Source organism: Crocosphaera sp. Alani8, assembly GCF_038442745.1.
Taxonomy (GTDB): Bacteria; Cyanobacteriota; Cyanobacteriia; order Cyanobacteriales; family Microcystaceae; genus Crocosphaera.
Genome location: NZ_JARVCN010000456.1, coordinates 1 through 21,191, shown reverse-complemented (window position 1 = coordinate 21,191; position 21,191 = coordinate 1). Strand labels below are relative to the sequence as shown.

Sequence of the window (21,191 nt, the reverse complement as noted above, 5' to 3'; positions counted from 1 at the left end):
CTTTGACTTATTTTACCATAGATATCCTATCATCTAGCATGAAATAGCCCTGGGTAGTACCATTGTGGGAACCTATGGATATATGCCCCCGGAACAATATTCAGGAAAAGCTGAACCTGCTTCAGATTTATATAGTTTAGGTGCAACTTTATTATATTGTTTAACCCATCGTCATCCTGGGGACTTATTGGATAATGATTTTAAATTAAATCGCCAATTGTTACGAGATTTACAATTATCTGAAGCGTTTACAGATTGGTTAGATAAATTAGTAGAACACGATTTAGAAGATCGTTTTTCTTCAGCAAAACAAGCTTTATCAGTATTACAGAATCCTGGTATCAGTAAAGCTAAAACCTTGGTAAATCAAAATTGGAAAAATTACATTAATTTGTCTTTGACCGGGTTAATACTAAGTTTAGGAATTATTGGTTGTACTTATAAACCGAATATAACGATTTATACTACGGTTGAAAAAGGAGATATACAAAGTATTGAGATTTTTATTGACAAGGGGATTGATATTAATTCTAAAAACAATGATGGTGATACTCCCTTACATTTGGCTAAAAGTAAGAAGATGGCTGAATTTTTAATTAGTAAAGGGGCTGATGTTAATGCTAAAAATAATAATGGTGATACTCCTTTGCATTCTGCTAAAACTAAAGACATAGCTGAACTTTTAATTAATGAAGGGGCTAATATTGAGGCTACCAATAATGATGAAGCTACTCCTTTACATTTTGCTAAAAATAAAGACATAGCTCAACTATTAATTAGTAAAGGTGCTAATGCGAGGGCTAAAGATAAATATGGTAAGACTACGTTGCATTTCGCCAAAAGTAAGGAAATAGCTGAACTTTTAATTAATCAAGGAATTGATGTTAATGCTAAAAGTAATAATGGGGCTACTCCTTTGCATTCTGCGGAAAATAGGGAAGTAGCTAAATTTTTAATTAATAAAGGGGCTAATATTTATGCTAAAAATGAATGGGGGTGTACGACTTTACATTTTGCTAAAAGTAAGGAAATAGCTAAACTTTTAATTGATAAAGGTGTTGATGTCAATGCTAAAACTAAATATGGTGAGACTCCTTTGCATTTTGCTAAAGATAAGGAGGTCGCTAAACTATTAATTAATAAAGGGGCTGATGTTAATGCTAAAGATAATCTTGGTTGGACTCCTTTATATCGTGCTTTGATTGGCGATCAAAAAGAAATGGTTAAACTATTAATTAAAAATGGGGCTGATGTCAATGCTAAAACTAATCATGGTTGGACTCCTTTAGATGATGCCATAGGGGACAATAAAAAAGAAATAGTTGAACTGTTAATTAAAAACGGGGCTGATGTCAATGCTAAAGATAAACATGATAATACTCCTTTACATGATGCTATAGGGGACAATAAAAAAGAAATAGTTGAAATTTTAATTAAAAATGGGGCTGACGTTAATGCTAAAGATAATAATGGTAATACTCCTTTAGATGATGCTATAGGGGACAATAAAAAAGAAATAGTTGAAATTTTAATTAAAAATGGGGCTGATGTTAATGCCAAAGATAATAATGATTATACTCCTTTAGATGATGGTATAAGGGACGATAAAAAAGAAATAGTTGAAATTTTAATTAAAAATGGGGCTGATGTTAATGCCAAAGATAATAATGATTATACTCCGTTACATTCTGCTAAAAGTAAGGAGATAGCTAAACTATTAATTAATAAAGGGGCTGATGTTAATGCTAAAACTAATGGTGGTTTTACTCCTTTACATTTTCCTGAAAATAAGGAAGTAGCTGAAGTGTTAATTAATAAAGGGGCTAACATTGAGGCTAAAAATAAGTACGGGGAGACTCCTTTACATAGGAATATATGGTTAAATAAAAACGAAATAGCTAAACTATTAATCAATAAAGGGGCTGATGTCAATGCTAAAGATAATGATGGTGATCCTCCTTTATATAATACTGGAAATAAGGAAGTAGCTGAACTGTTAATTAATAAAGGTGCTAATATTCGGGCTAAAAATAATACTGGGGATACTCCTTTACATGAGGCTAAAAGTAAGGAAGTAGCTGAACTGTTAATTAATAAAGGTGTTAATATTGAGGCTAAAAATAATACTGGGGATACTCCTTTACATCGTGCTTATAAGAAGGAAATAGTGGAACTGTTAATTAATAAAGGTGCTAATATTGAGGCTACAGATAATCTTGGTGATACTCCTTTACATAATCCTGGAAATAAGGAAGTAGCTGAAATATTAATTAATGAAGGGGCTGATGTTAATTATAAAAATAATTATAGTGATACTCCTTTACATAAGGCTTACAGGAAGGAAGTAGCTGAAGTATTAATTAAAAAAGGTGCTAATATTGAGGCTAAAAATCATCTTGGTTATACTCCTTTACATGAAGCGATAAGTTCAGGTAAAAAAGAAATGGCTGAGTTCTTAATTAAAAGTGGGGCTAATATTGAGGCTACACATAAACATGGTAATACTGTTTTAGATACGGCTATAAGTCGGAATAGAAAAGAAATGGTTGAAATCTTAATTGAAAATGGGGCTAATATTGAGGCTAAAGATGAATATGGTAACACTCCTCTATATACTGCTATAACGAATTATAAAAAAGAAATGGTTGAAATCTTAATTGAAAATGGGGCTAATATTGAGGCTAAAGATAAATATGGTAATACTCCTCTATATACGGCTGTAAGTCGGAATAGAAAAGAAATAGTTGAACTGTTAATTAAAAATGGTGCTGATATTAATGCTAAAACTAATAGGGGTACTACTCCTTTAGATTGGGCTATTTTTGAGAAAAATCAGGAGATAATAGAACTTCTTAAAAAACATGGTGCTAAATCAAAATATTAATTATTTTTCATTCAAGATTATTTCAAATAAAATCATCTAACCCACAAATTATTCATCATTAAAAATAACAAATGTCTCTTAAATAATCGTTACTCAATCATCAAAAAAATAGGACAAGATGGAAACGCAATAACTTACATAGCAGATGATAAAGATAACAACTAAAATGTTGTCATTAAAGTTCTCTCAATTAAACAATTAGATAATTGGGATAAACTTAAATTATTTGAACGATCAGCAGATATTTTACAACAACTTAATTATCCTGCAATTCCTAAATATAGTGGTTACTTTGATCAAGAAATAGATCGCTTTTACTTTAATAATGATTATTTTAATTAACTGTTCGCATTCCCAATCGAATACTAGAAACTTTTCCTTCAGGAATTAACTCTTTGAAGTCCCCGATCTAATATTAACCAAAAGGATGGAAATCGAGAATTAATTAACTTGTGATGGGTAAAAGTTCAAAACTTTTGCAATGTCGGGGACGAAATAATCTAAAATCACGTTGATCTAAAGTCAAAATTTTCGTAATTCTATAACGTTCAGCCATAGCCATAACTGTAGCATCTAGAAAATCAATTCTACTGTCTGCATACTCGTCAAGAATTTCTGCTACCCGTAATAAATCTTCCTCTGTTAAAGGCTTTAAATAAAAGCGACTCAGGGATAATCCTCGCAAGAAAGCAACTAAGGTAGCACTTCCTGCATTACGACCTACTAAATAAGCAACCTCAGCCAATACAGTTTGTGGCAAAAATATCTGCTGTTGCTGGGCGTAAACTTCCACTACTCTTGGATGATTAATATCTGACTTATTCAGCAAAGCTACAACAAAGCCAGTATCACCTATTACTGGTTTTCTTTCCATGTCCAGCCCGATTTTTCAGTAATTTCTTGCTGTAAAATTTCGGAAGATTTAACAGATAAATCAGAAGAATTAGCAAATAATCCGACCAACGGATCACAATCAATACTAAGAACCTCTAGTGGTTGTTCTTCTACATATCGCTCAACTGCTTCGGTCACAATTTCTTCAGGAGATTTTCCGCTTTGACGTGCTAAAGTTAGCAATTTTTCTACTAAAACTTGTTGTGTTTCTGTCCACTTTAAAGTAATTTCCATGATAGTAATATTTTTACGTTCTTCTTAAGCATATACATTATAGCATAATATTAGTCTATATTGAGGTAAATTTTGTAACAAGCTTATAGTTTAGTTCTATATTTTTACAACTTTTAATAATAATAATTACTTAAAAAATAGGCACATTAACGAAGTCAAAAACCACTTCTGTGCGATAGCGCCGGAACGGAGTCAGAAACTTCCTTAAGCCGATCGCCCTAACCCGACACAATTATAAATAAATACCAAGCATTGTTGTGTTATATTAACCTTGAGAATGATTATCATTCTCAAGGTTATCCTCCTCAGCCTTCCAAACAAACCTGCTTTGGAGCTAAAAATAACAAGGTTGCAGGAAAAGTCCGAGACTAACTATAACAATTACTTCTTTTTATGCTAAGTATTGAAAATCCCAAACCTCAGTTAAAGACTTCATTTCTCGAACGGCTCCAAAATCCGGATCGTCCAGTGGTAATCTTTGACGGTGCGATGGGAACTAATATCCAATCCCAAAACTTGACGGCCGAGGACTTTGGTGGACCTGAATATGAAGGTTGTAACGAATATTTAGTCATCACCAAGCCAGAAGCAGTGGCCAAGGTCCATCGTGATTTTCTTGCAGCCGGGGCCGATGTTGTCGAAACCGATAGTTTTGGATCTAGCCCCTTAGTCCTCGCAGAGTACGATCTAGCCGATCGCGCCTACGAGCTAAGTAGAAAGTCCGCAGAGTTGGCGCGCCGTTGTGCCGATGAGTTTACCACTCCCGAAAAACCTAGATTTGTGGCAGGTTCCATCGGTCCAGGAACCAAACTACCCACCCTCGGCCATATCACTTATGATGAATTGCGATCGAGCTTCATGGTGCAAGCAGAAGGACTCTTTGACGGAGGAGTTGATCTTTTCATCGTGGAAACCTGTCAAGACGTTCTGCAAATTAAAGCCGCATTGAGTGCCTTTGAGGCCGTGTTTGCCAAAAAAGGTTCACGACTCCCCTTAATGGTGTCCGTGACAATGGAAATCCAGGGAACCATGTTGGTAGGCACAGATATCTCTGGGGTACTGGCAATCCTCGAACCCTTCCCCATCGATATTTTGGGACTAAATTGTGCCACCGGTCCCAATTTGATGACCTCTCATATTCAATATCTATCAGAAAATTCCCCCTTCCCCATTTCCTGTATTCCCAATGCCGGGCTACCAGAAAATGTTGGCGGTCAAGCGGTTTATAAAATGACCCCGGAAGAATATACAACTGCCATGACTGGGTTCATTGCCGAACATGGAGTTCAGATTGTCGGTGGTTGCTGCGGTACGCGGCCAGCACATATTAAAGCTTTAGCCGAGGCTGTAGAACACACCCAAATAAAAGAGCGATCGGTACGAAAAAATGCCGTGGGTGAGCTTCGAGAACCCATCTCTTATACCCCAGCCGCAGCCTCCATTTATTCTGCCCAAACTTATGAGCAGGATAATTCCTTTTTAATCGTTGGTGAGCGATTAAATGCCAGTGGTTCCAAAAAAGTCCGCACCCTGTTGAATGAAGATGATTGGGATGGCTTATTAGCGATCGCTAAATCCCAGGTCAAAGAAGGCGCGCATATGCTGGACGTAAACGTAGATTACGTTGGGCGTGATGGGGAACGGGATATGCGAGAACTGGTATCCCGACTGGTTACTAATACCACCCTCCCACTGATGCTGGACTCCACAGAATGGACCAAAATGGAAGCCGGCCTCAAAGTTGCAGGGGGCAAATGTTTGCTCAATTCCACCAACTATGAAGATGGAGAAGAGCGATTTTTTAAAGTCCTGCAATTGGCCAAAGAATATGGCGCAGGGGTTGTTATTGGCTGTATCGACGAAGAGGGAATGGCTCGAACCGCCCAGAAAAAATTCGAGATTGCCAAACGAGCTTATGAGGATGCGCTCAAGTTTGGGATTCCACCCCATGAAATTTTCTATGATACCTTAGCCCTACCGATTTCAACTGGGATTGAGGAAGATCGGGAAAATGCCAAAGCAACCATCGAATCAATTAAAATGATTCGGGAAAATCTGCCTGGTGTCCACTTTATGCTCGGGGTGTCTAACATTTCTTTTGGCTTGAGTCCAGCCACTCGTATCACCTTAAATTCGGTCTTCCTCAATGAAGCCATGAAAGCCGGTATGGATGGTTCCATTGTCTCTGCTGCCAAGATTTTACCCTTATCGAAGATTGAAGAAGAACATCAACAAGTCTGTCGCGATTTGATTTATGATAATCGCCAATTTGAAGGAGATATTTGCACCTACGATCCCTTGACCAAGCTGACAGAAATTTTTGCAGGGGTGAGTGCCAAGGATGCTAGATCCGGTCCTTCCTTAGCAGATTTGCCCATCGACCAACGCTTGAAACAACATATTATTGACGGCGAGCGGATTGGATTGGATGATGCGTTAAAGATCGGTTTAGATTCAGGATATAAAGCCCTGGAGATTATCAATACTTTCTTATTGGATGGCATGAAGGTTGTGGGGGAACTGTTTGGCTCTGGTCAAATGCAATTACCCTTCGTGTTGCAGTCAGCCGAAACCATGAAATCTGCCGTAGCTTTCCTTGAACCCTACATGGAAAAAATCGAAGGAGAAGACGAAGATCGCGGTAAAGGGAAATTCCTGATTGCCACTGTTAAAGGGGATGTCCATGATATCGGCAAGAATCTGGTGGATATCATCTTGACCAATAATGGTTACAAGGTGGTTAATCTGGGTATTAAACAAGCCATTGAGGCCATCGTCGAAGCCTACGAGCAGCATCAACCTGATTGTATTGCCATGAGTGGCCTGCTGGTGAAGTCTACAGCATTTATGAAAGATAATCTGGCAGCATTTAATGCTAAAGGGATTACAGTGCCAGTGATTTTAGGCGGTGCAGCACTCACACCAAAGTTTGTCTATGGAGATTGTCAAGATACTTATAACGGGCAGGTAATTTATGGTAAAGATGCTTTTGCTGATTTGACCTTTATGGATCGCCTGATGCCCGCCAAAGAACAGGAATGCTGGTTAGATACCGAAGGCTTTACAGGGGAATTTGCTCAGTTTAACCAAAAGGGACGCAAGGCAATTGAAGATTCAGATCGAGAAGTCAATTCCAAATCCGATGGGGAACTCAATGGGGATGGTAAGAAATCCGCTGAACCCACTGTCATCGATACCAAACGCTCGGAAGAGGTGGCGATTGATATCGAACGTCCTAAGCCTCCTTTCTGGGGGACAAAAATTCTTCGGAGTTCCGATCTAGAGTTAGAAGAACTGTTCTGGTATATGGATTTGCAGGCACTGTTCGCTGGACAATGGCAATTCCGTAAACCGAAAGGCCAATCTCGTGAGGAATATGATTGGTTCCTGGCATCGAAGGTTTATCCAATCTTGGAAGAATGGAAAGAAAAAATTCGCACAGAACGATGGTTAGAGCCAACTCTAGTTTATGGTTATTTCCCCTGTGCAGCCATCGGCAATTCCGTTCATGTTTACGAGCCAAGTGTCATCGAGCAGGGTTTAACACCCAAAACAGCAACCCCGTTTGTCACCTGGACATTCCCCCGTCAGAAATCCGGGCGTAGGCTGTGCATTTCTGATTTCATCCTGCCCCTCGAATACAATGAATTTGATGTCTTGCCGATGCAGGCAGTGACTATGGGAGAAATTGCCACCGAGAAAGCACAGGAACTCTATAAAGACAACAAGTACACCGATTATCTATATTTTCACGGGATGGCGGTGCAGATGGCAGAAGCTTTGGCGGAATGGAGTCATACCAGGATTCGGCAGGAATTGGGCTATGGGGATTTAGAGCCAGATAACATTCGCGATGTACTAGCCCAGAGATATCAGGGTTCTCGGTATAGTTTTGGCTATCCAGCTTGTCCAACGGTGATGGATCAAGTGCCACAGTTGCAATTATTGGGATGCGATCGCATTGGCATATCCATCGATGAGAGCGAACAGCTTTATCCAGAGCAAACCACCACTGCTTTTGTTAGCTACCATCCTGTGGCTAGATATTTTAGTGCTTAGGAGGTACCGAATGAGTGAAGCAACTGATATATCGAATTGGCATCAAGATTTTATTGCCAGTAATTTGCTGGTCATCGGCTATAATGCTTGGGCTGGTCATCTCAGTCAGAAGCGCGGTGCGATCGTTTGTAGCCTGAATTCAGCAAAGGTGGGTGTTGCTGGGGAATCATTCAAAACTCATTTTATCGGGCAATCCCGTCTTGCGCCGTTTCTGAATGCCTGGTTAACGGCTCCTGACACTGCAATTTTGCCCCATCGTTTTATGATTTCCCATATCTTGGAAGTTGTCGATAATTATGATCCAACCACAGAGGTTGTTTTGTTACTGGAGTCTTTCGGGCAGGCAAGCTTCTTTTACTTGAAAAACCTCCCCATTACTCCCCCTCAATGCTACGAGCAAGTACGTAAGACTTGGGATGAATTTCAGCCTGGAGTCAGTGTTTGGAAAGATGAACAACTTCCAAGGGTCAATTTCAACCATATTAACTAGTTTAACTATGATTTTTTGCGACTCATACTGAAATAGATAGACTTAATTTCGACTAATTAATGGTTCTAAGCTGTTAAGCATTTAAACCATGAATAACTCACATCTTGCACCTTCGATAGCGTTCAGCTATCAGCCATCAGCTGAAACATATCAATCCCTATCATCTACTGTGAGTATGATTAAACGAATGCTGAACGCTGAGTGCTGACTTATTTAAGTTTTTCTATACTGGTGCAAGATATCAGAATAATGAAGGCTAAGCCCCTGAACTGGCATAGCCTTCATTATTGATGAAAAAACAAAACCCAAAAGATAACAAATTAGCATCAAAAGCGATTTTTTATTACAGCAGTTTTCAACTTAGTGTGGGACAAGAAGTTAAAGCTTGAGACAGGAGGCAGGTGTAAAATGTACTTTAATAACTCGCAAAGTGCCGTAAATGGATTTTTAAAAAGTAGTAAATTTGGCTACTTCAATCACACAAAATTAACAGAAAAGATTACAAAAATAATCTAGCGTTAGATTAGCACACTAATTTTATCAGAAATTAATGTTATAAAAAGATATGTTTTCTAAAAACAATCATTGTACCATCAAGATAATTTACTCACAAAAAGGAGGATGAAACAACAATTATACTGGTTGTGGTATTGAGGTAGAGTTTTGAAAAAAATATCAATAAAAAATGACGTATCCTTTTAATTTCTCGTTTATTTATTCGATTTTTAGTCTCCTAATTGTTAGTTGACTAGCCAATAATTTTGTTATGAAACAAAGATTTTCGGCTTTTTATCAATTCTTTGATGAATAATGCACGTTAAGCGTTTCAGCATCTTAACTAATGCAAAAGAACTACTAAGAAATTTTTTCACTGCATGGGAATCACTACCAACTCAGTTATGAAGATCACATCTCAGACAATTCGGTTATAATTAAAGTAAGAATTGATGTGAAATATGACTATATCTGATTCTCCTCAAACAACCCAAAATATATCGTTAATAAAACAAGGGTGGCGACAGTTCATTAAGACAGTTGCGGATCTTCGCTTAGCAATTGTTTTATTGTTAGCTATTGCCATATTTAGTATTAGCGGTACCGTAATAGAACAAGGAGAAACTATCCGATTTTATCAAGAAAACTATCCAGAAGTTCCTGCCCTATTTGGCTTTTTAACCTGGAAAGTGATCTTAATTTTAGGACTAAACCATGTTTATACAACTTGGTGGTTTTTGTCCTTGCTAGTGCTTTTCGGAACTAGCTTAACGGCTTGTACTTTTAATCGTCAACTTCCAGCACTAAAAGCAGCTAGACGGTGGAGATTCTACCAAAAACCACAACAGTTTCAAAAGTTGGCTTTAAGTACACAATTAAAGTTAGATAATATAACTTCAGTAGACGATACTTTGCGAAAAAAAGGTTATAAAATCTTCCAAGAAAATCAGGCTATTTATGCTAGGAAAGGGATAGTAGGTAGAATTGGTCCAATCGTGGTTCATGCCGCCATGCTAATCATATTAGGTGGTGCTATATGGGGAGCATTGACGGGATTTTTGGCACAGGCGATAGTTCCTAGTGGTTCGGAATTTAAGGTTAGTAATATTATCGAAGCAGGTCCCTTATCTAAACCTCAAATCCCACAAGATTGGGGTATTCGGGTCAATCGCTTCTGGATTGATTACACCTCCAATGGAACAATTGATCAGTTTTACTCTGATCTTTCTGTGATTAATAATGATGGGGAAGAATTGAAGCACAAAACCATATATGTTAACGAACCTTTGCGTTATAGTGGTGTTACCTTTTATCAGACCGATTGGGGGATTGCTGCGGTTCAAGCACAAGTCAACAATAGTCCTATTTTTCAACTCCCCATGGCCCCTTTAGATACTAATGGAAACGGGAGAATTTGGGGAACTTGGATTCCCACAAAAACCGACCTAAGCGAAGGGGTTTCCCTATTAGCAAAAGACTTACAGGGAACCATGATGGTTTACGATCAACAAGGAGATCTTTACAGTGCAGTTAGGCCTGGAATGATATTAGATATCAATGGAGTGAAACTGAAGATTTATCAATTGTTAGGCAGCACAGGTTTACAAATAAAAGCAGATCCTGGTATTCCTTTTGTTTATACTGGTTTTGGTTTATTGATGATTGGTGTAATTATGAGTTATGTTTCTCATTCTCAAATTTGGGTCTTGCAAGACGATAACAACTGTTACATTGGTGGAAAAACTAACCGATCGCAAGTCACTTTTGAGCGAGAACTATTAGGGATCATTGAATCATTAGAAACAACAAAAAGTTAAGATTGGGGAAGACAATGGATATGACTGATGATGTGGAATTTGAAGTGAAAAACTAGCAATTACTTTTTACCCTTTACCTAACCAAATCAACCCCCCAATAATAAAAATAAATAACACCAAAGCTAACCCAATAAAACCGTTATCTTTGGTGTCAATTTTACTGACATCCTCAAGGTTTAAGGATGGTTTCTGGAAAGATTTAGTAACGGGTTTTGCTTGGATATAACGAGGTGTTGAGTTGTCGTCTGTGTTGGTTGTGGGGATTTTTGTCATCCATTCTTCGGGGCGTTTTAATTGAGGAGCTTTAAGAATGTATAATATACGTTGGCTTTGTTGACGAATTTCTAAATTAGGATGACGGGTCAATTCTTCGCAAATAGCGATCGCATCGTCTAACTTATTAATTCCCTGATAAGCTGTTACTAAAGACAGTTGAACATCTCCCCCTAACCGTGAGGATAAACTAATTAATGATTTAGCTTCCTCTAGGATTTTGACACTACTACGATATTGTCCTTTGTCTAATAACGCTTGCCCTTGTTGGTATTTTAGCGTAAATTGTTCTAACTTAGAATCCATTTTTTAAGTATTTTTTTATTTCAGATATTAGCAGGTATTTAGTTAATTTTTAGTGGTTGAGAAAGGCAGTCAGAAATAGTTTTTAGTATTTGATTGTGTTTAACCATTTGTTCGTGAATTGGAATAGGTAGTTTAATTTCTTTTCCTATTCCCATTTTAGAACTAGATGGCGGAAAAATCATCAAATCGAAGGGAGTCCAAATCACAGTAACATCAATGGAATCTAAAGTTGTTTTTACATCCTTATTTAAGTCTTGTAAAAACTGACTTTTGGGACGCATTTGTTTAATACCTGGATTTGGCAATATATAAGCAGTTACTGTTCCATGATTAGGTGCAGAGATATTGATATAACGCTGCACTTTTCTGATCCCTCCAAGACGTTGTAAATAATAACGAGTTACTAATCCTCCCATACTAAAACCCACTAAATCAATGGGTTGTTTGCGGTCAAAATTATTGTTCACATAATCATTTACTTGTTGAGCTAATTTTTCAAGATGACCATTTCCATTATTCGGTTTGAGAGACAGACGATGAACCACCCAACCTAAATTTGTGAGATATTTGGTCATCCTATTAAATTTAGCAGATGTGTTATAAATCCCGTGGACTAATAGAACTGGATTACGATTATTTGCGTCCATAATCTTGTTAATAAATTTGTATGTATGGTATTATTTCCAGTCTTTGATATTCCAAGTATTGCGATCCCAAGGGGTTAAATCAAACCCTTGTAAACGGTTACTTATTGCTGTTACATCGGCCCGATGAACTAGGGGAATAACTACAAAATCTTTAATTAAAATATCGTTCATTTCAACAAATATTGCTTGTCGTTTTTTAGGGTCTAATTCTTTGGTAGCAGCTAACCATAATTGATCGTATTTGGGATTACAATAACGGGAATAATTATTACCAACCCAGTTATTAGCTTTCTGGGGAATTTCATCGCACTTATAATCCTTCATATAGTTACTGGGATCGGGACTATAATTCCCTGTGGTAAACATTTGTAAGTCAGCATAAAAATGTTCCACTGTATCATTATTAGCTGGATCACCAGAGAAGAAAATACTAGCATCAATACTCTTTAATTCTACTTTCACTCCAATAGCTTCTAATCCTTGTTTAACAATTTCTTGAGTTTTTTGGCGCAAGGGATTAACTGATGTTTGAAAAACTACTTTCATCTCCACACCATTTTTATCTCTTGTCCCATCGTTATTACTATCTTTCCATCCAGCTTGATCTAATAATTGTTGCGCTTTTTCTAAATTAAATTCGTAGGAAGTATTAGCAGAATTGTATTCTTTTGGCAAAAGTAAAATGTTAGCGGCGGGTTCACCAGTAATACCATATAATTGTTCGCTAATTGTTTTGCGATCGATGGCTAAACTAAAGGCTTCTCTAACTTCTCTTTCCGTTAAAAAAGGATGAGGATTATCAATATTCGATCTTTCTCCGTCTGCTGTGGCTTTGTTAGGGTCAGAAAAATTTAATAAAATTCGCTCGCTTAAAGTACCTAAAAGGGAAACAACTTCTCCGTTTCCTCCTGCTTCTAATTGTTGTAAAATAGGGGCTTCTATTTGTAGGTTAAAAGCGTAGTCTGCATCCCCTGTTTGTAAGACGGCGCGAGCGGCAGAAGTTGCGTCCCCTCCTCCTTTTAATTCGATGCGTTGAAAGCCTATTTCTTCAGCATTTCTGAAGTAAGAATTAGGTTCATAAATAACCACATCTCCAGGCTTAAACTCAACTACTTTATAGGGACCTGTGCCAATAGGTAATAAATTTGCAGGAGCCTCTCGAACATTTTCTCCGTTATATTCTTTGTATATATGACGGGGTAAAATCATTCCCGATGCGCCAATAAAAAATCGATTCCAAGCAGGGTTGACTCTACTAAAAGTAATTTTAACTGTGTAGTCGTCAATAGCTTCAACTCGATCAATAATTTCGTAATCCCCTGCACTGGTAGCTCCAACATTAGGATTACTTAAAAAGTTATAGGTAAAAACAACATCAGCTGCGGTAAAAGGTGTCCCATCTGACCATTTTAGATCTTGTTTTAATGTCCAAGTTACTGACATCCCATCCTCTGCAATTCCACCATTTTCAGAAGAAGGAATTACCTCTGCTAAAAAAGGAATTAAATTTCCGTTTTTGTCGTAACTAGCTAAAGGTTCTAAGGTGATTCGACTTGCTTCTACATCTTTTAATCCCGTTGATAAATGGGGATTAAGTATAGTGGGTGCTTGCCAATATAATAGTTTTAAAGTGTCATTATTATTGGTAGAATTAACTAGGTTTTCATCTTGAGAATTACAACCAGTTAAGACAACGCAAGTTCCCAAAAATAGGGAAAATAACCAAGAGCGAAAGCTACGATCGCAGGATTTTTTCAACACAGATAAAACCTTCCTTTGATAATTGGGGTTAGGGTAAATTGTAACAGAGTATTTTATCCTAACTAAATATCTATCTACTGACTCTAGGATAATAAGCGGACTTAGTATGACATGGGATAGTGAGGCTTAGAATATCAAGAACCCTTAACTTAACCTAACCTCAACACAAGGGTATCTATAGATAAATCTCTCAATTAGGGGTGCAAACCAAGATTTTTTCGTCAAAAAAATTCAACTTCCAACCCGTGTCGAGGTGTTAACTAAATCTTAATGTAAAGAAATCTTGCAATTGACCAATGGTTCTGTTAAGATTGTATTCAAGTACTTGACTTAATCGCACAAAGACAATAGAGGGCAAATTACTATGGAAAATCAAGATTCTAAATTAGGCTTCACCGCATTTGCTGAGAACTGGAACGGACGCTTAGCTATGCTCGGATTCGTAGTGGGTATCGCCACCGAATACCTAACCGGACAAGGAATCCTTTCCCAAATCGGCTTAATGTAATCGAGTTTGTAATGTACAAGGGTCAGTTGTTAACCTAACCCAACTTTAAGCAAGACAAATCAACCAAAGAGGTAAATTACTATGGAAAACCAAGATTCTAAATTAGGCTTCACCGCATTTGCTGAGAACTGGAACGGACGCTTAGCTATGCTTGGATTTGTAGTCGGTGTTGCTACAGAATACCTAACCGGACAAGGAATCCTTTCCCAGTTAGGCTTAATGTAATTAAGAAGGGTGAGCTTCCCTCTCACCCCAGTTGTAGACACAACACAATCAGTCAAATTGGATTATAGCCTTTTTGAGCCAAATTATAAACATTCTTAAAATCTAGGGCGAATATTTACTCGCTCTAGATTTTTAGTAGGTAAAATGGTTATTTAACAAACTGGTGAGAGAAGTGAAGTAAGATCAAAGATAATCATGATCTTTCATAGGATGAGTGTACCTATGGCTGACTTAGTTTCCTGGAATCTTTACGACAAGGAAACTCACAGAAAGCAGAATCCAAACGCAACCCCACCATTGACCTAAGAGGAAAAGGAATTATGATCGTTGTAATGAAAGTTGGTTCACCTGCGGACGAAATCGAACGCATTAGTCAAGAATTTACTGATTGGGGACTAAGTCCCGAAAAAATCGTTGGTAAACATAAAGTAGTCATTGGCCTAGTGGGAGACACTGCTTCCCTAGATCCTCTGCAAATACAAGAATTTAGCCCCTGGATCGAAAATGTGCTGAGAGTAGAACAACCCTTTAAACGAGCTAGTTTAGAGTACCGTCACGGAGAATATAGCGAAGTAATTGTTCATACCCCTGACGGTCCCGTACCTGTGGGTAAACATCACCCTGTGGCCGTAGTAGCAGGTCCCTGCTCGGTAGAAAACGAAGCGATGATTATTGACACTGCCAAACGGGTTAAAGCCGCTGGAGCTAAATTTTTACGGGGTGGAGCTTACAAACCCCGTACCTCTCCTTACTCTTTCCAAGGTCACGGAGAAAGTGCCTTAGAATTACTGGCTGCTGCCAGAGAGGCGAGTGGTTTAGGTATCATTACAGAAGTGATGGACGCTGCTGACTTGGACAAAATTGGGGAAGTAGCGGATGTCATCCAAGTAGGAGCGAGAAATATGCAAAACTTCTCCCTTCTCAAAAAAGTCGGCGCTCAAGATAAACCTGTTTTATTGAAGCGAGGAATGTCCTCCACTATCGATGAATGGTTAATGGCCGCTGAATACGTTTTGGCTGCAGGGAATTCTAACGTTATTCTCTGTGAACGGGGAATCCGAACTTTTGACGGTAAATACACCCGTAACACCCTAGATTTATCAATCTTACCGGTTTTACGCTCTTTGACTCACTTACCAATTATGATTGATCCCAGTCATGGCACCGGCAAATCAGATTATGTCCCCTCAATGGCGGCAGCGGCGATCGCAGCTGATACAGATTCATTGATGATCGAAGTTCATCCTAACCCGGCTAAAGCTTTATCCGATGGGCCTCAATCTCTGACTCCCGAGAGATTTAACCGTTTGATGCAAGATTTATCCATTATTGGTAAAACTCTCAACCGTTGGCCTCAAGCAGAAGCAGTTCTAGCTTAGAGTTATAGCAAGGGTTGAAAAACCGTGTTTGGTATGAGGGAGTGATTGGAGCTTTTTATGTTCTCATTACTCCCTTACACCACTTTAGATTTTCTTACATCTGCTATAAAGAGCATAAAAAAAGCAACTTATTTGATTACTTTTCTGTTAGCCTGGTCATTAAATCTTCAAAAGTGTACGGACATTGATCTGGCAAGTTAATATTATATACTCTTAGAACTTTACGCTTTGCTCGTTCATATTCAGATTGAATGTTAATTTTATTTTGCAGGGTTTTGGTTAATCTTCTCTCGATTTCATCTTGGAAATCATCAATTTTATATATCCAATGTCCCCGTGATAAAATCTCGTTAGTATAGTCTAGCTTTAATTTATGGATTATAATTTGTTTGAGAAAGCTATGAACTGCGTTAATTTGTTCTTTTCCCAAGTATTCTATTTCCTCTTTTAAGTTATCCCAATCTAGAGCTTTTATATTACGCTCTTGTAATGCTTGAGCTTGTTTAATTGTCCACTCCACAAAATCTGTTTCATACAGGTTAATCATATTATTAGTTTCATAAGTTTGCGTCCTGCTATCAATAAAACTCATCCCTTAAACTCCTATTTAACCTGAGATAATTTTAACAATATTTTCTAAGAGTAAATGCTAATTAATGTTAAAAATGCTTGCTTTTAATTGACTTGAAATGATACTATATACATAGTGGAAAATGTGCGCGCTTATAACTAGGGGTTGAAGGGAAAAGAAGTTGACAACAGAAACAGCACCAGAAGAAAAAATTTGTTATACCTAAATATATTCATTCTTGACTCATTTCCAAAGATTGAAGTTTTGCTTTAAAGATAGCTTCCATTTCTTCTGAGGGTAAATCATGAGGATATTGAGGCGCATTTTTACTTTGACGACTCATTAATAGTTTAATTGCTTCATGACAAGCTTGTTCATTATCTCGGTTAGCTTTAATGTATGCTTTTAATTCTTTGTTAGTCATTTGGTCAAGATTTTGATTCATTCTACAAATTTCCAAATCCCTTGTTCATTAACAATGATAGCAAATTGATCCATGATACCTGCTTGAATATAAATTGTTTTTAAATTGGCATCATAACGAAAAACATTTATGGGTTGATATAAATTAGAAAGCATTTGACAAACATAAATACCTCCATAAGCTTGTGCAACAGTTGGCAATTAATGACCTCTCTATTCTTAATCTTTAACTATGATAACCTGAGTTTGACACAAGAGAACTCATAGATAGCTTACAAAAATTAGCCGTTTCAAACCTTGATGATCTCGTTAGCAAAATATTAACTCCAAACTCCGAACCCCTAAAACTATTCCCACTTGCTACAATCAGGAGGCGTTTCAGGATCACTAGCTTTATCTTGTTTAAGTTCTTCAATATAAGCTTTATTAGCTTCTTCATCAATTTGATCAATTATCCATACTTCCTTCCCATTATCATAATAAAGTTTATAAAGTTTATAAAGTGCTTGATCCCATTTACAAGCGGATTTAATTTGAGGAGGGGTTAGATTTTTGGTATGTATTAGGTAAACATTGTAGAGGTTGGCATTTTCAAGGTTGGCATTTTCAAGATTCAAATAAACTAATGATTTCCCTGCTTTCGCCAAGCGTTCTAATGCTTCTCGTCTTCCTGGACAATATTCTTGTTTTGCTGGACAGTTTTGTAACAGTCTTTTATCGGCGTTTAGTTGAATCTCTCTAAACAACCAAGGTAGTCCTATGATTGTCCCGATCGCAGGAATAATCAAAAATAACCCCACTGCTTGAACCCGACTTCTGAATTGATGTTTAGCACTCTTTTGTAGAAACCCTAGTGCTAGAGTTGATAACGTCAAAGACTCTTGCTTCTGACGACATTCCTTTAACCGTCGTCCCTGCAATAAATACTCATTTTTATATCCTTGAGTGCGCCACTCTTGCGCTAACCTTTCAATCTTTCGTTGCTCCCGTAACTGTTCGCGACTCTCATCTAACCACTGCCGCAAAAGTTCCCAATGACGTATTAACGCGTCGTGTGCCACATCTATCACCTCATCCCCTTGCTGTGTCCTATCGGTAACAATTAACTTTTCATCAGCCAATAACTGTACCATTGCGTCAATAGAAGCCTGATCGTGATTTTCTGTTACTAAATCGGTTTTTAAAAACCTTCTACGGGTGTCTTCTGTTCCCTCTCCCAACTGCGTCAGGTTGAGAAAAATATGTTTCGCTGTTAACTGTTGCGCAACAGTAAGATTTTGATAAACATCCGTTGCGCGTTTGTTAAGACTGCCGGCAACTCTGCCAAGCTTGGTATAGTTAGCTAAGGTTAACCCCTGATGATCTCGCTGTTTCCATAACTCCGTTAACGCATCTTGCAACAAGGGAAGACTACCAGGGTGATTTTTAATATCTTTGAGTATTTCCTTAATTAATAATGGTTCGATGGGTAAATTAACTCGTTTTGGTGGTTCGGTAATAGCGCGCAACAGTTCTTTTTCCGTCATAGGAGTCACAGAAACAAGATTTTCCTCTATCTGCTGACTCAAACCGCTATAGGTTTCCTCCACACATTTACCAAAAAAGTCGGCGCGCATGGCAACAATAATCTTAAGTTTCCCGTTGCATTTTTCCACTGCACCCAATAAACAGTCAATAAATAGCTCTCTTTCTGCTTTATTGGTATCAGGAGCAAAAATTTCCTCGAATTGGTCAATAATTAACAAAACTTTGGGTGCATCTGTGGTTTGGATGAGACGTTTTAAACCTTCGGAACCCTTTTCTAATAAGCTTTCTGCCGTTTCTAACTGTTGCGATCGCTCAATACGGGAGAGATCAGGTTCAAGAAACTGTTGCGCAATAGTAAACATGGGTTGATTTCCAGGCACCATGATCTTAATTTCCCAGTCAGCCGAACCCTGCAACCTCAATCCTTGTTTTAATTGGTATAGCACCCCTGCGCGAATCACGGACGATTTACCGCTTCCCGAAGCACCAAGCACTGCTAAGAAGTTTTTTTGACTAATTTTTCCTAAAAGTGTTTTTGTGAGGTTTTATCGCCCAAAGAACTAATCATGATCCTCTAATTCAAAATATCTTAATCCTTTATATGGGCAAATGTCTCTTATTTCCTTAGTTTCGGGGGTTGTTGCTATAATTTTCTCTTTGTAAGTTAGGGGGATGGGTTCACCTAAATTAGTGAAAATTGGGTGTTGTAGATTACCTTTTATTTGTTTAATTTGTTCATCAATATACTTACTTAGGCTTAAGGTTGTCACCCATTTTTCGTCATATTGATGCCGATCTAAACCTTCTAAAATCAGTTTAGTTAAAACGCTATATTTACTATTAATATCAACCAGTGCATCTCCAAACTCTCTTGATGCGGCAATAAAACATCTGTCACGTCCTTTTCCTATTTCTTGGGAAGTCGCTTCGCTAAAATTAAGAAACTCTCCGCTATGACAACAATCTAACCAAATAATTTGTTGTTTGATGGGACTTTCTTGTAATAACTCTCCTAACCATTTAAAAGATAAACCATTAAATTCTATGTCAGGATTAACATCGCTGGTACATAGAAAACCTTCTGTTATTCCCGATGTTTTTCTAATTCCATGACCCGAAAAATAAAATAATGCAGTATCAGGAATTTGGTTACTTTCTGGTTTAAATAGTTTAACTAGACTGTATTTTAGCTGTTTTAAGTAAACTTCTCCTGTTTGACTAATATAAGGATAGTTTATAGCTGAATCAATAGTTTGTATGGCTTCTGGTAAACGACGAATGGTATTAAACTGTCCATGCTGTTCCAAAATAGAAGCGATCGCTTCTGCATCCTCAGCAGGAGAAGGCAAATTTTTTAACCCCTCATATCGATAATTATTAATACCAACAATTAAAGCATCTTTACTCATAAAATAAACAACGATAATGCTTAAGTTTAAGCTACATCAACATAATCACAGATAGACACTGATTCAGGAATATTTATTCCCTCTTCCTTTAATCCTTCTAAATGAAAAATAATTGCTTCGCTAATCAATTGTTTTACTTCTTCTAGAGTTTCTGCCACTGCAACACATCCAGGGAGATCAGGAACATAAGCACCATAACTATTGTTTCCTTTTTCAATAATAATTGCATAACGCATTAGAGTTCATCCTCCTCAATTTGAGCTTGTCTCCAGATACTTTTAAGTGTACCAATAGGAACATCAATACTTAACTTTCCCGATACTGTAACTGTACCAGATTTTAAGGAATGTTTATACTGTCTATGACTTCCCCTTGTTCTCACAAGATACCAACCATCTGCTTCTAAGCGTTTAATCACTTCTTTTACTTTCATAAAATAAAGACAATCTACCTTGATTTTAGTTTAGACTAAAATTCTACAACCCATCCAATATTAAAGATCATGACAAAGTTAACCCCGATCAAGTTAGACAATAACACGACTATTTATGTAGAGACTAATGAAGATATTGATATCACTACTGACGATAAAAATATTCCTCAAGAAATAAGAGAAGAAACCAGAGAAAGCTTAGGAAAAAGTCCTAAAGGAATCAACAATCTTTTTTCGAGAACATCTCCCACAGAAAGTAATCTTTCTGAACAAGAACAAATTGACAATAATATTCCTTCTATTGCTAATACTATTAAATCTTATACAGAATATACATTAAATGCCTTTAAACAAGTTGATAACGCTAACATTGATAAAGTAACCTTGGAATTTGGCATCAAAGTAATGGGAAAAATAGGAGTTCCTTACGTGACAACATCAGCAGACAGTCACTTAAAAATTACAGTTGAATGCTCTTTTATTGACCCCGAATAATTTGCCGAGAATTGTCAGATTCTCCCTATCCTATAAACAGCTTCGCCACACTGCAACAGGAAAACAGCGATCGCCAAATTGAGAGAAAAATAATTAAGTTTTAAAACAAAAATATTAAGTTTTTTGACAAATGACCACTTAAGACAGCCGTGATGCTATAAGCTCAAGGCTAATAAAAATTGAGTTAACAGTTCAATGAAGTTTGAAGAGCTAAAAAGTCCACTTGAAAAGTTTACGAGTCACTATAAGTTTAGCCCTATGGTAACTATTAACACAAGTATTTTTTCTGCCCTAAAAACTTCGATTTTCTGGCGTGGGGACACGAATACCTGAAAGCCTTACCAGATGACGAAAAGAGCCA

19 protein-coding genes and 1 pseudogene are annotated in these 21,191 nt (G+C 37.4%); 8 read left to right on the top strand and 12 right to left on the bottom strand.

Features of this window, described 5'->3' with window-relative positions:
* The first annotated feature begins 82 nt into the window (after window positions 1–82).
* Window positions 83–2,884, top strand: a complete 2,802-nt coding sequence (locus P9B04_RS22360; protein WP_342057167.1) for an ankyrin repeat domain-containing protein — start codon at window positions 83–85, stop codon at window positions 2,882–2,884.
* Between the two features lie 445 nt (window positions 2,885–3,329).
* Here P9B04_RS22360 and P9B04_RS22355 read toward each other — a convergent pair whose 3' ends face one another.
* The gene (locus P9B04_RS22355; RefSeq protein WP_342057166.1) at window positions 3,330–3,758 is read right to left on the bottom strand and encodes a type II toxin-antitoxin system VapC family toxin; all 429 of its coding nucleotides are present in this window, start codon (window positions 3,756–3,758) and stop codon (window positions 3,330–3,332) included.
* The gene (locus tag P9B04_RS22350) at window positions 3,740–4,012 is read right to left on the bottom strand and encodes a hypothetical protein (protein WP_342057165.1); all 273 of its coding nucleotides are present in this window, start codon (window positions 4,010–4,012) and stop codon (window positions 3,740–3,742) included. The genes P9B04_RS22355 and P9B04_RS22350 overlap by 19 nt, the downstream gene beginning before the upstream one ends.
* 393 nt (window positions 4,013–4,405) lie before the next feature.
* On the opposite strand from P9B04_RS22350, the gene metH reads away from it, so the two are divergent.
* The 3 genes from metH (at window position 4,406) to P9B04_RS22335 (ending at window position 10,873) form a co-directional block, all read left to right on the top strand.
* Entirely contained in the window at window positions 4,406–8,071 is a 3,666-nt protein-coding gene (gene metH, locus P9B04_RS22345; protein ID WP_342057164.1) for a methionine synthase, read from the top strand.
* Window positions 8,072–8,081: 10 nt separating this feature from the next.
* Window positions 8,082–8,561 carry a hypothetical protein gene (locus P9B04_RS22340; RefSeq protein ID WP_342057163.1) on the top strand — a complete coding sequence of 160 codons (480 nt, stop codon included), beginning with the start codon at window positions 8,082–8,084 and terminating at the stop codon, window positions 8,559–8,561.
* 956 nt (window positions 8,562–9,517) lie between these two features.
* Window positions 9,518–10,873: a cytochrome c biogenesis protein gene (locus P9B04_RS22335; RefSeq protein ID WP_342057162.1), complete on the top strand. Its 1,356-nt coding sequence runs from the start codon at window positions 9,518–9,520 to the stop codon at window positions 10,871–10,873.
* A 66-nt stretch (window positions 10,874–10,939) separates the two neighbouring features.
* Here P9B04_RS22335 and P9B04_RS22330 read toward each other — a convergent pair whose 3' ends face one another.
* From P9B04_RS22330 to P9B04_RS22320, 3 genes are read right to left on the bottom strand one after another with little or no spacing between them, the layout of a single operon-like run.
* Window positions 10,940–11,452: a tetratricopeptide repeat protein gene (locus P9B04_RS22330; RefSeq protein WP_342057161.1), complete on the bottom strand. Its 513-nt coding sequence runs from the start codon at window positions 11,450–11,452 to the stop codon at window positions 10,940–10,942.
* A 38-nt stretch (window positions 11,453–11,490) separates the two neighbouring features.
* Entirely contained in the window at window positions 11,491–12,099 is a 609-nt protein-coding gene (locus tag P9B04_RS22325) for an esterase/lipase family protein (RefSeq protein WP_342057160.1), read from the bottom strand.
* Window positions 12,100–12,129: 30 nt separating this feature from the next.
* Complete coding sequence (locus P9B04_RS22320; RefSeq protein ID WP_446718035.1) at window positions 12,130–13,857, bottom strand: peptide ABC transporter substrate-binding protein; 1,728 nt, start codon at window positions 13,855–13,857, stop codon at window positions 12,130–12,132.
* Between the two features lie 367 nt (window positions 13,858–14,224).
* Between P9B04_RS22320 and P9B04_RS22315 the strand changes: the two genes are divergently transcribed.
* From P9B04_RS22315 to aroF, 3 genes are all read left to right on the top strand, one after another.
* A complete protein-coding gene (locus P9B04_RS22315; protein ID WP_342057159.1) occupies window positions 14,225–14,368 on the top strand; it encodes a high light inducible protein in 144 nt (47 codons plus the stop codon).
* 81 nt (window positions 14,369–14,449) lie between these two features.
* Complete coding sequence (locus P9B04_RS22310; protein WP_342057158.1) at window positions 14,450–14,593, top strand: high light inducible protein; 144 nt, start codon at window positions 14,450–14,452, stop codon at window positions 14,591–14,593.
* 320 nt (window positions 14,594–14,913) lie between these two features.
* On the top strand, window positions 14,914–15,972 hold the full coding sequence (gene aroF / locus P9B04_RS22305) for a 3-deoxy-7-phosphoheptulonate synthase (RefSeq protein ID WP_342057157.1): 1,059 nt from the start codon (window positions 14,914–14,916) through the stop codon (window positions 15,970–15,972).
* A gap of 136 nt (window positions 15,973–16,108) precedes the next feature.
* Here aroF and P9B04_RS22300 read toward each other — a convergent pair whose 3' ends face one another.
* From P9B04_RS22300 to P9B04_RS22270, 7 genes and pseudogenes are all read right to left on the bottom strand, one after another.
* A complete protein-coding gene (locus P9B04_RS22300) occupies window positions 16,109–16,519 on the bottom strand; it encodes a DUF29 domain-containing protein (RefSeq protein ID WP_342057156.1) in 411 nt (136 codons plus the stop codon).
* Between the two features lie 256 nt (window positions 16,520–16,775).
* Entirely contained in the window at window positions 16,776–16,988 is a 213-nt protein-coding gene (locus P9B04_RS22295) for a DUF6887 family protein (RefSeq protein WP_342057155.1), read from the bottom strand.
* Entirely contained in the window at window positions 16,985–17,167 is a 183-nt protein-coding gene (locus P9B04_RS22290) for a DUF6888 family protein (protein WP_342057154.1), read from the bottom strand. The genes P9B04_RS22295 and P9B04_RS22290 overlap by 4 nt, the downstream gene beginning before the upstream one ends.
* 146 nt (window positions 17,168–17,313) lie before the next feature.
* Window positions 17,314–19,023: pseudogene (locus P9B04_RS22285) on the bottom strand (nSTAND1 domain-containing NTPase); the annotation flags it as partial.
* A 30-nt stretch (window positions 19,024–19,053) separates the two neighbouring features.
* On the bottom strand, window positions 19,054–19,902 hold the full coding sequence (locus tag P9B04_RS22280) for a caspase family protein (RefSeq protein ID WP_342057153.1): 849 nt from the start codon (window positions 19,900–19,902) through the stop codon (window positions 19,054–19,056).
* A gap of 26 nt (window positions 19,903–19,928) precedes the next feature.
* Entirely contained in the window at window positions 19,929–20,138 is a 210-nt protein-coding gene (locus tag P9B04_RS22275) for a type II toxin-antitoxin system HicB family antitoxin (RefSeq protein ID WP_342057152.1), read from the bottom strand.
* The gene (locus P9B04_RS22270) at window positions 20,138–20,335 is read right to left on the bottom strand and encodes a type II toxin-antitoxin system HicA family toxin (RefSeq protein WP_342057151.1); all 198 of its coding nucleotides are present in this window, start codon (window positions 20,333–20,335) and stop codon (window positions 20,138–20,140) included. Before P9B04_RS22270 ends, P9B04_RS22275 begins: the two co-directional genes overlap by 1 nt.
* 69 nt (window positions 20,336–20,404) lie before the next feature.
* On the opposite strand from P9B04_RS22270, the gene P9B04_RS22265 reads away from it, so the two are divergent.
* Entirely contained in the window at window positions 20,405–20,830 is a 426-nt protein-coding gene (locus P9B04_RS22265; RefSeq protein WP_342057150.1) for a CU044_2847 family protein, read from the top strand.
* The last annotated feature ends 361 nt before the right edge of the window (window positions 20,831–21,191 follow it).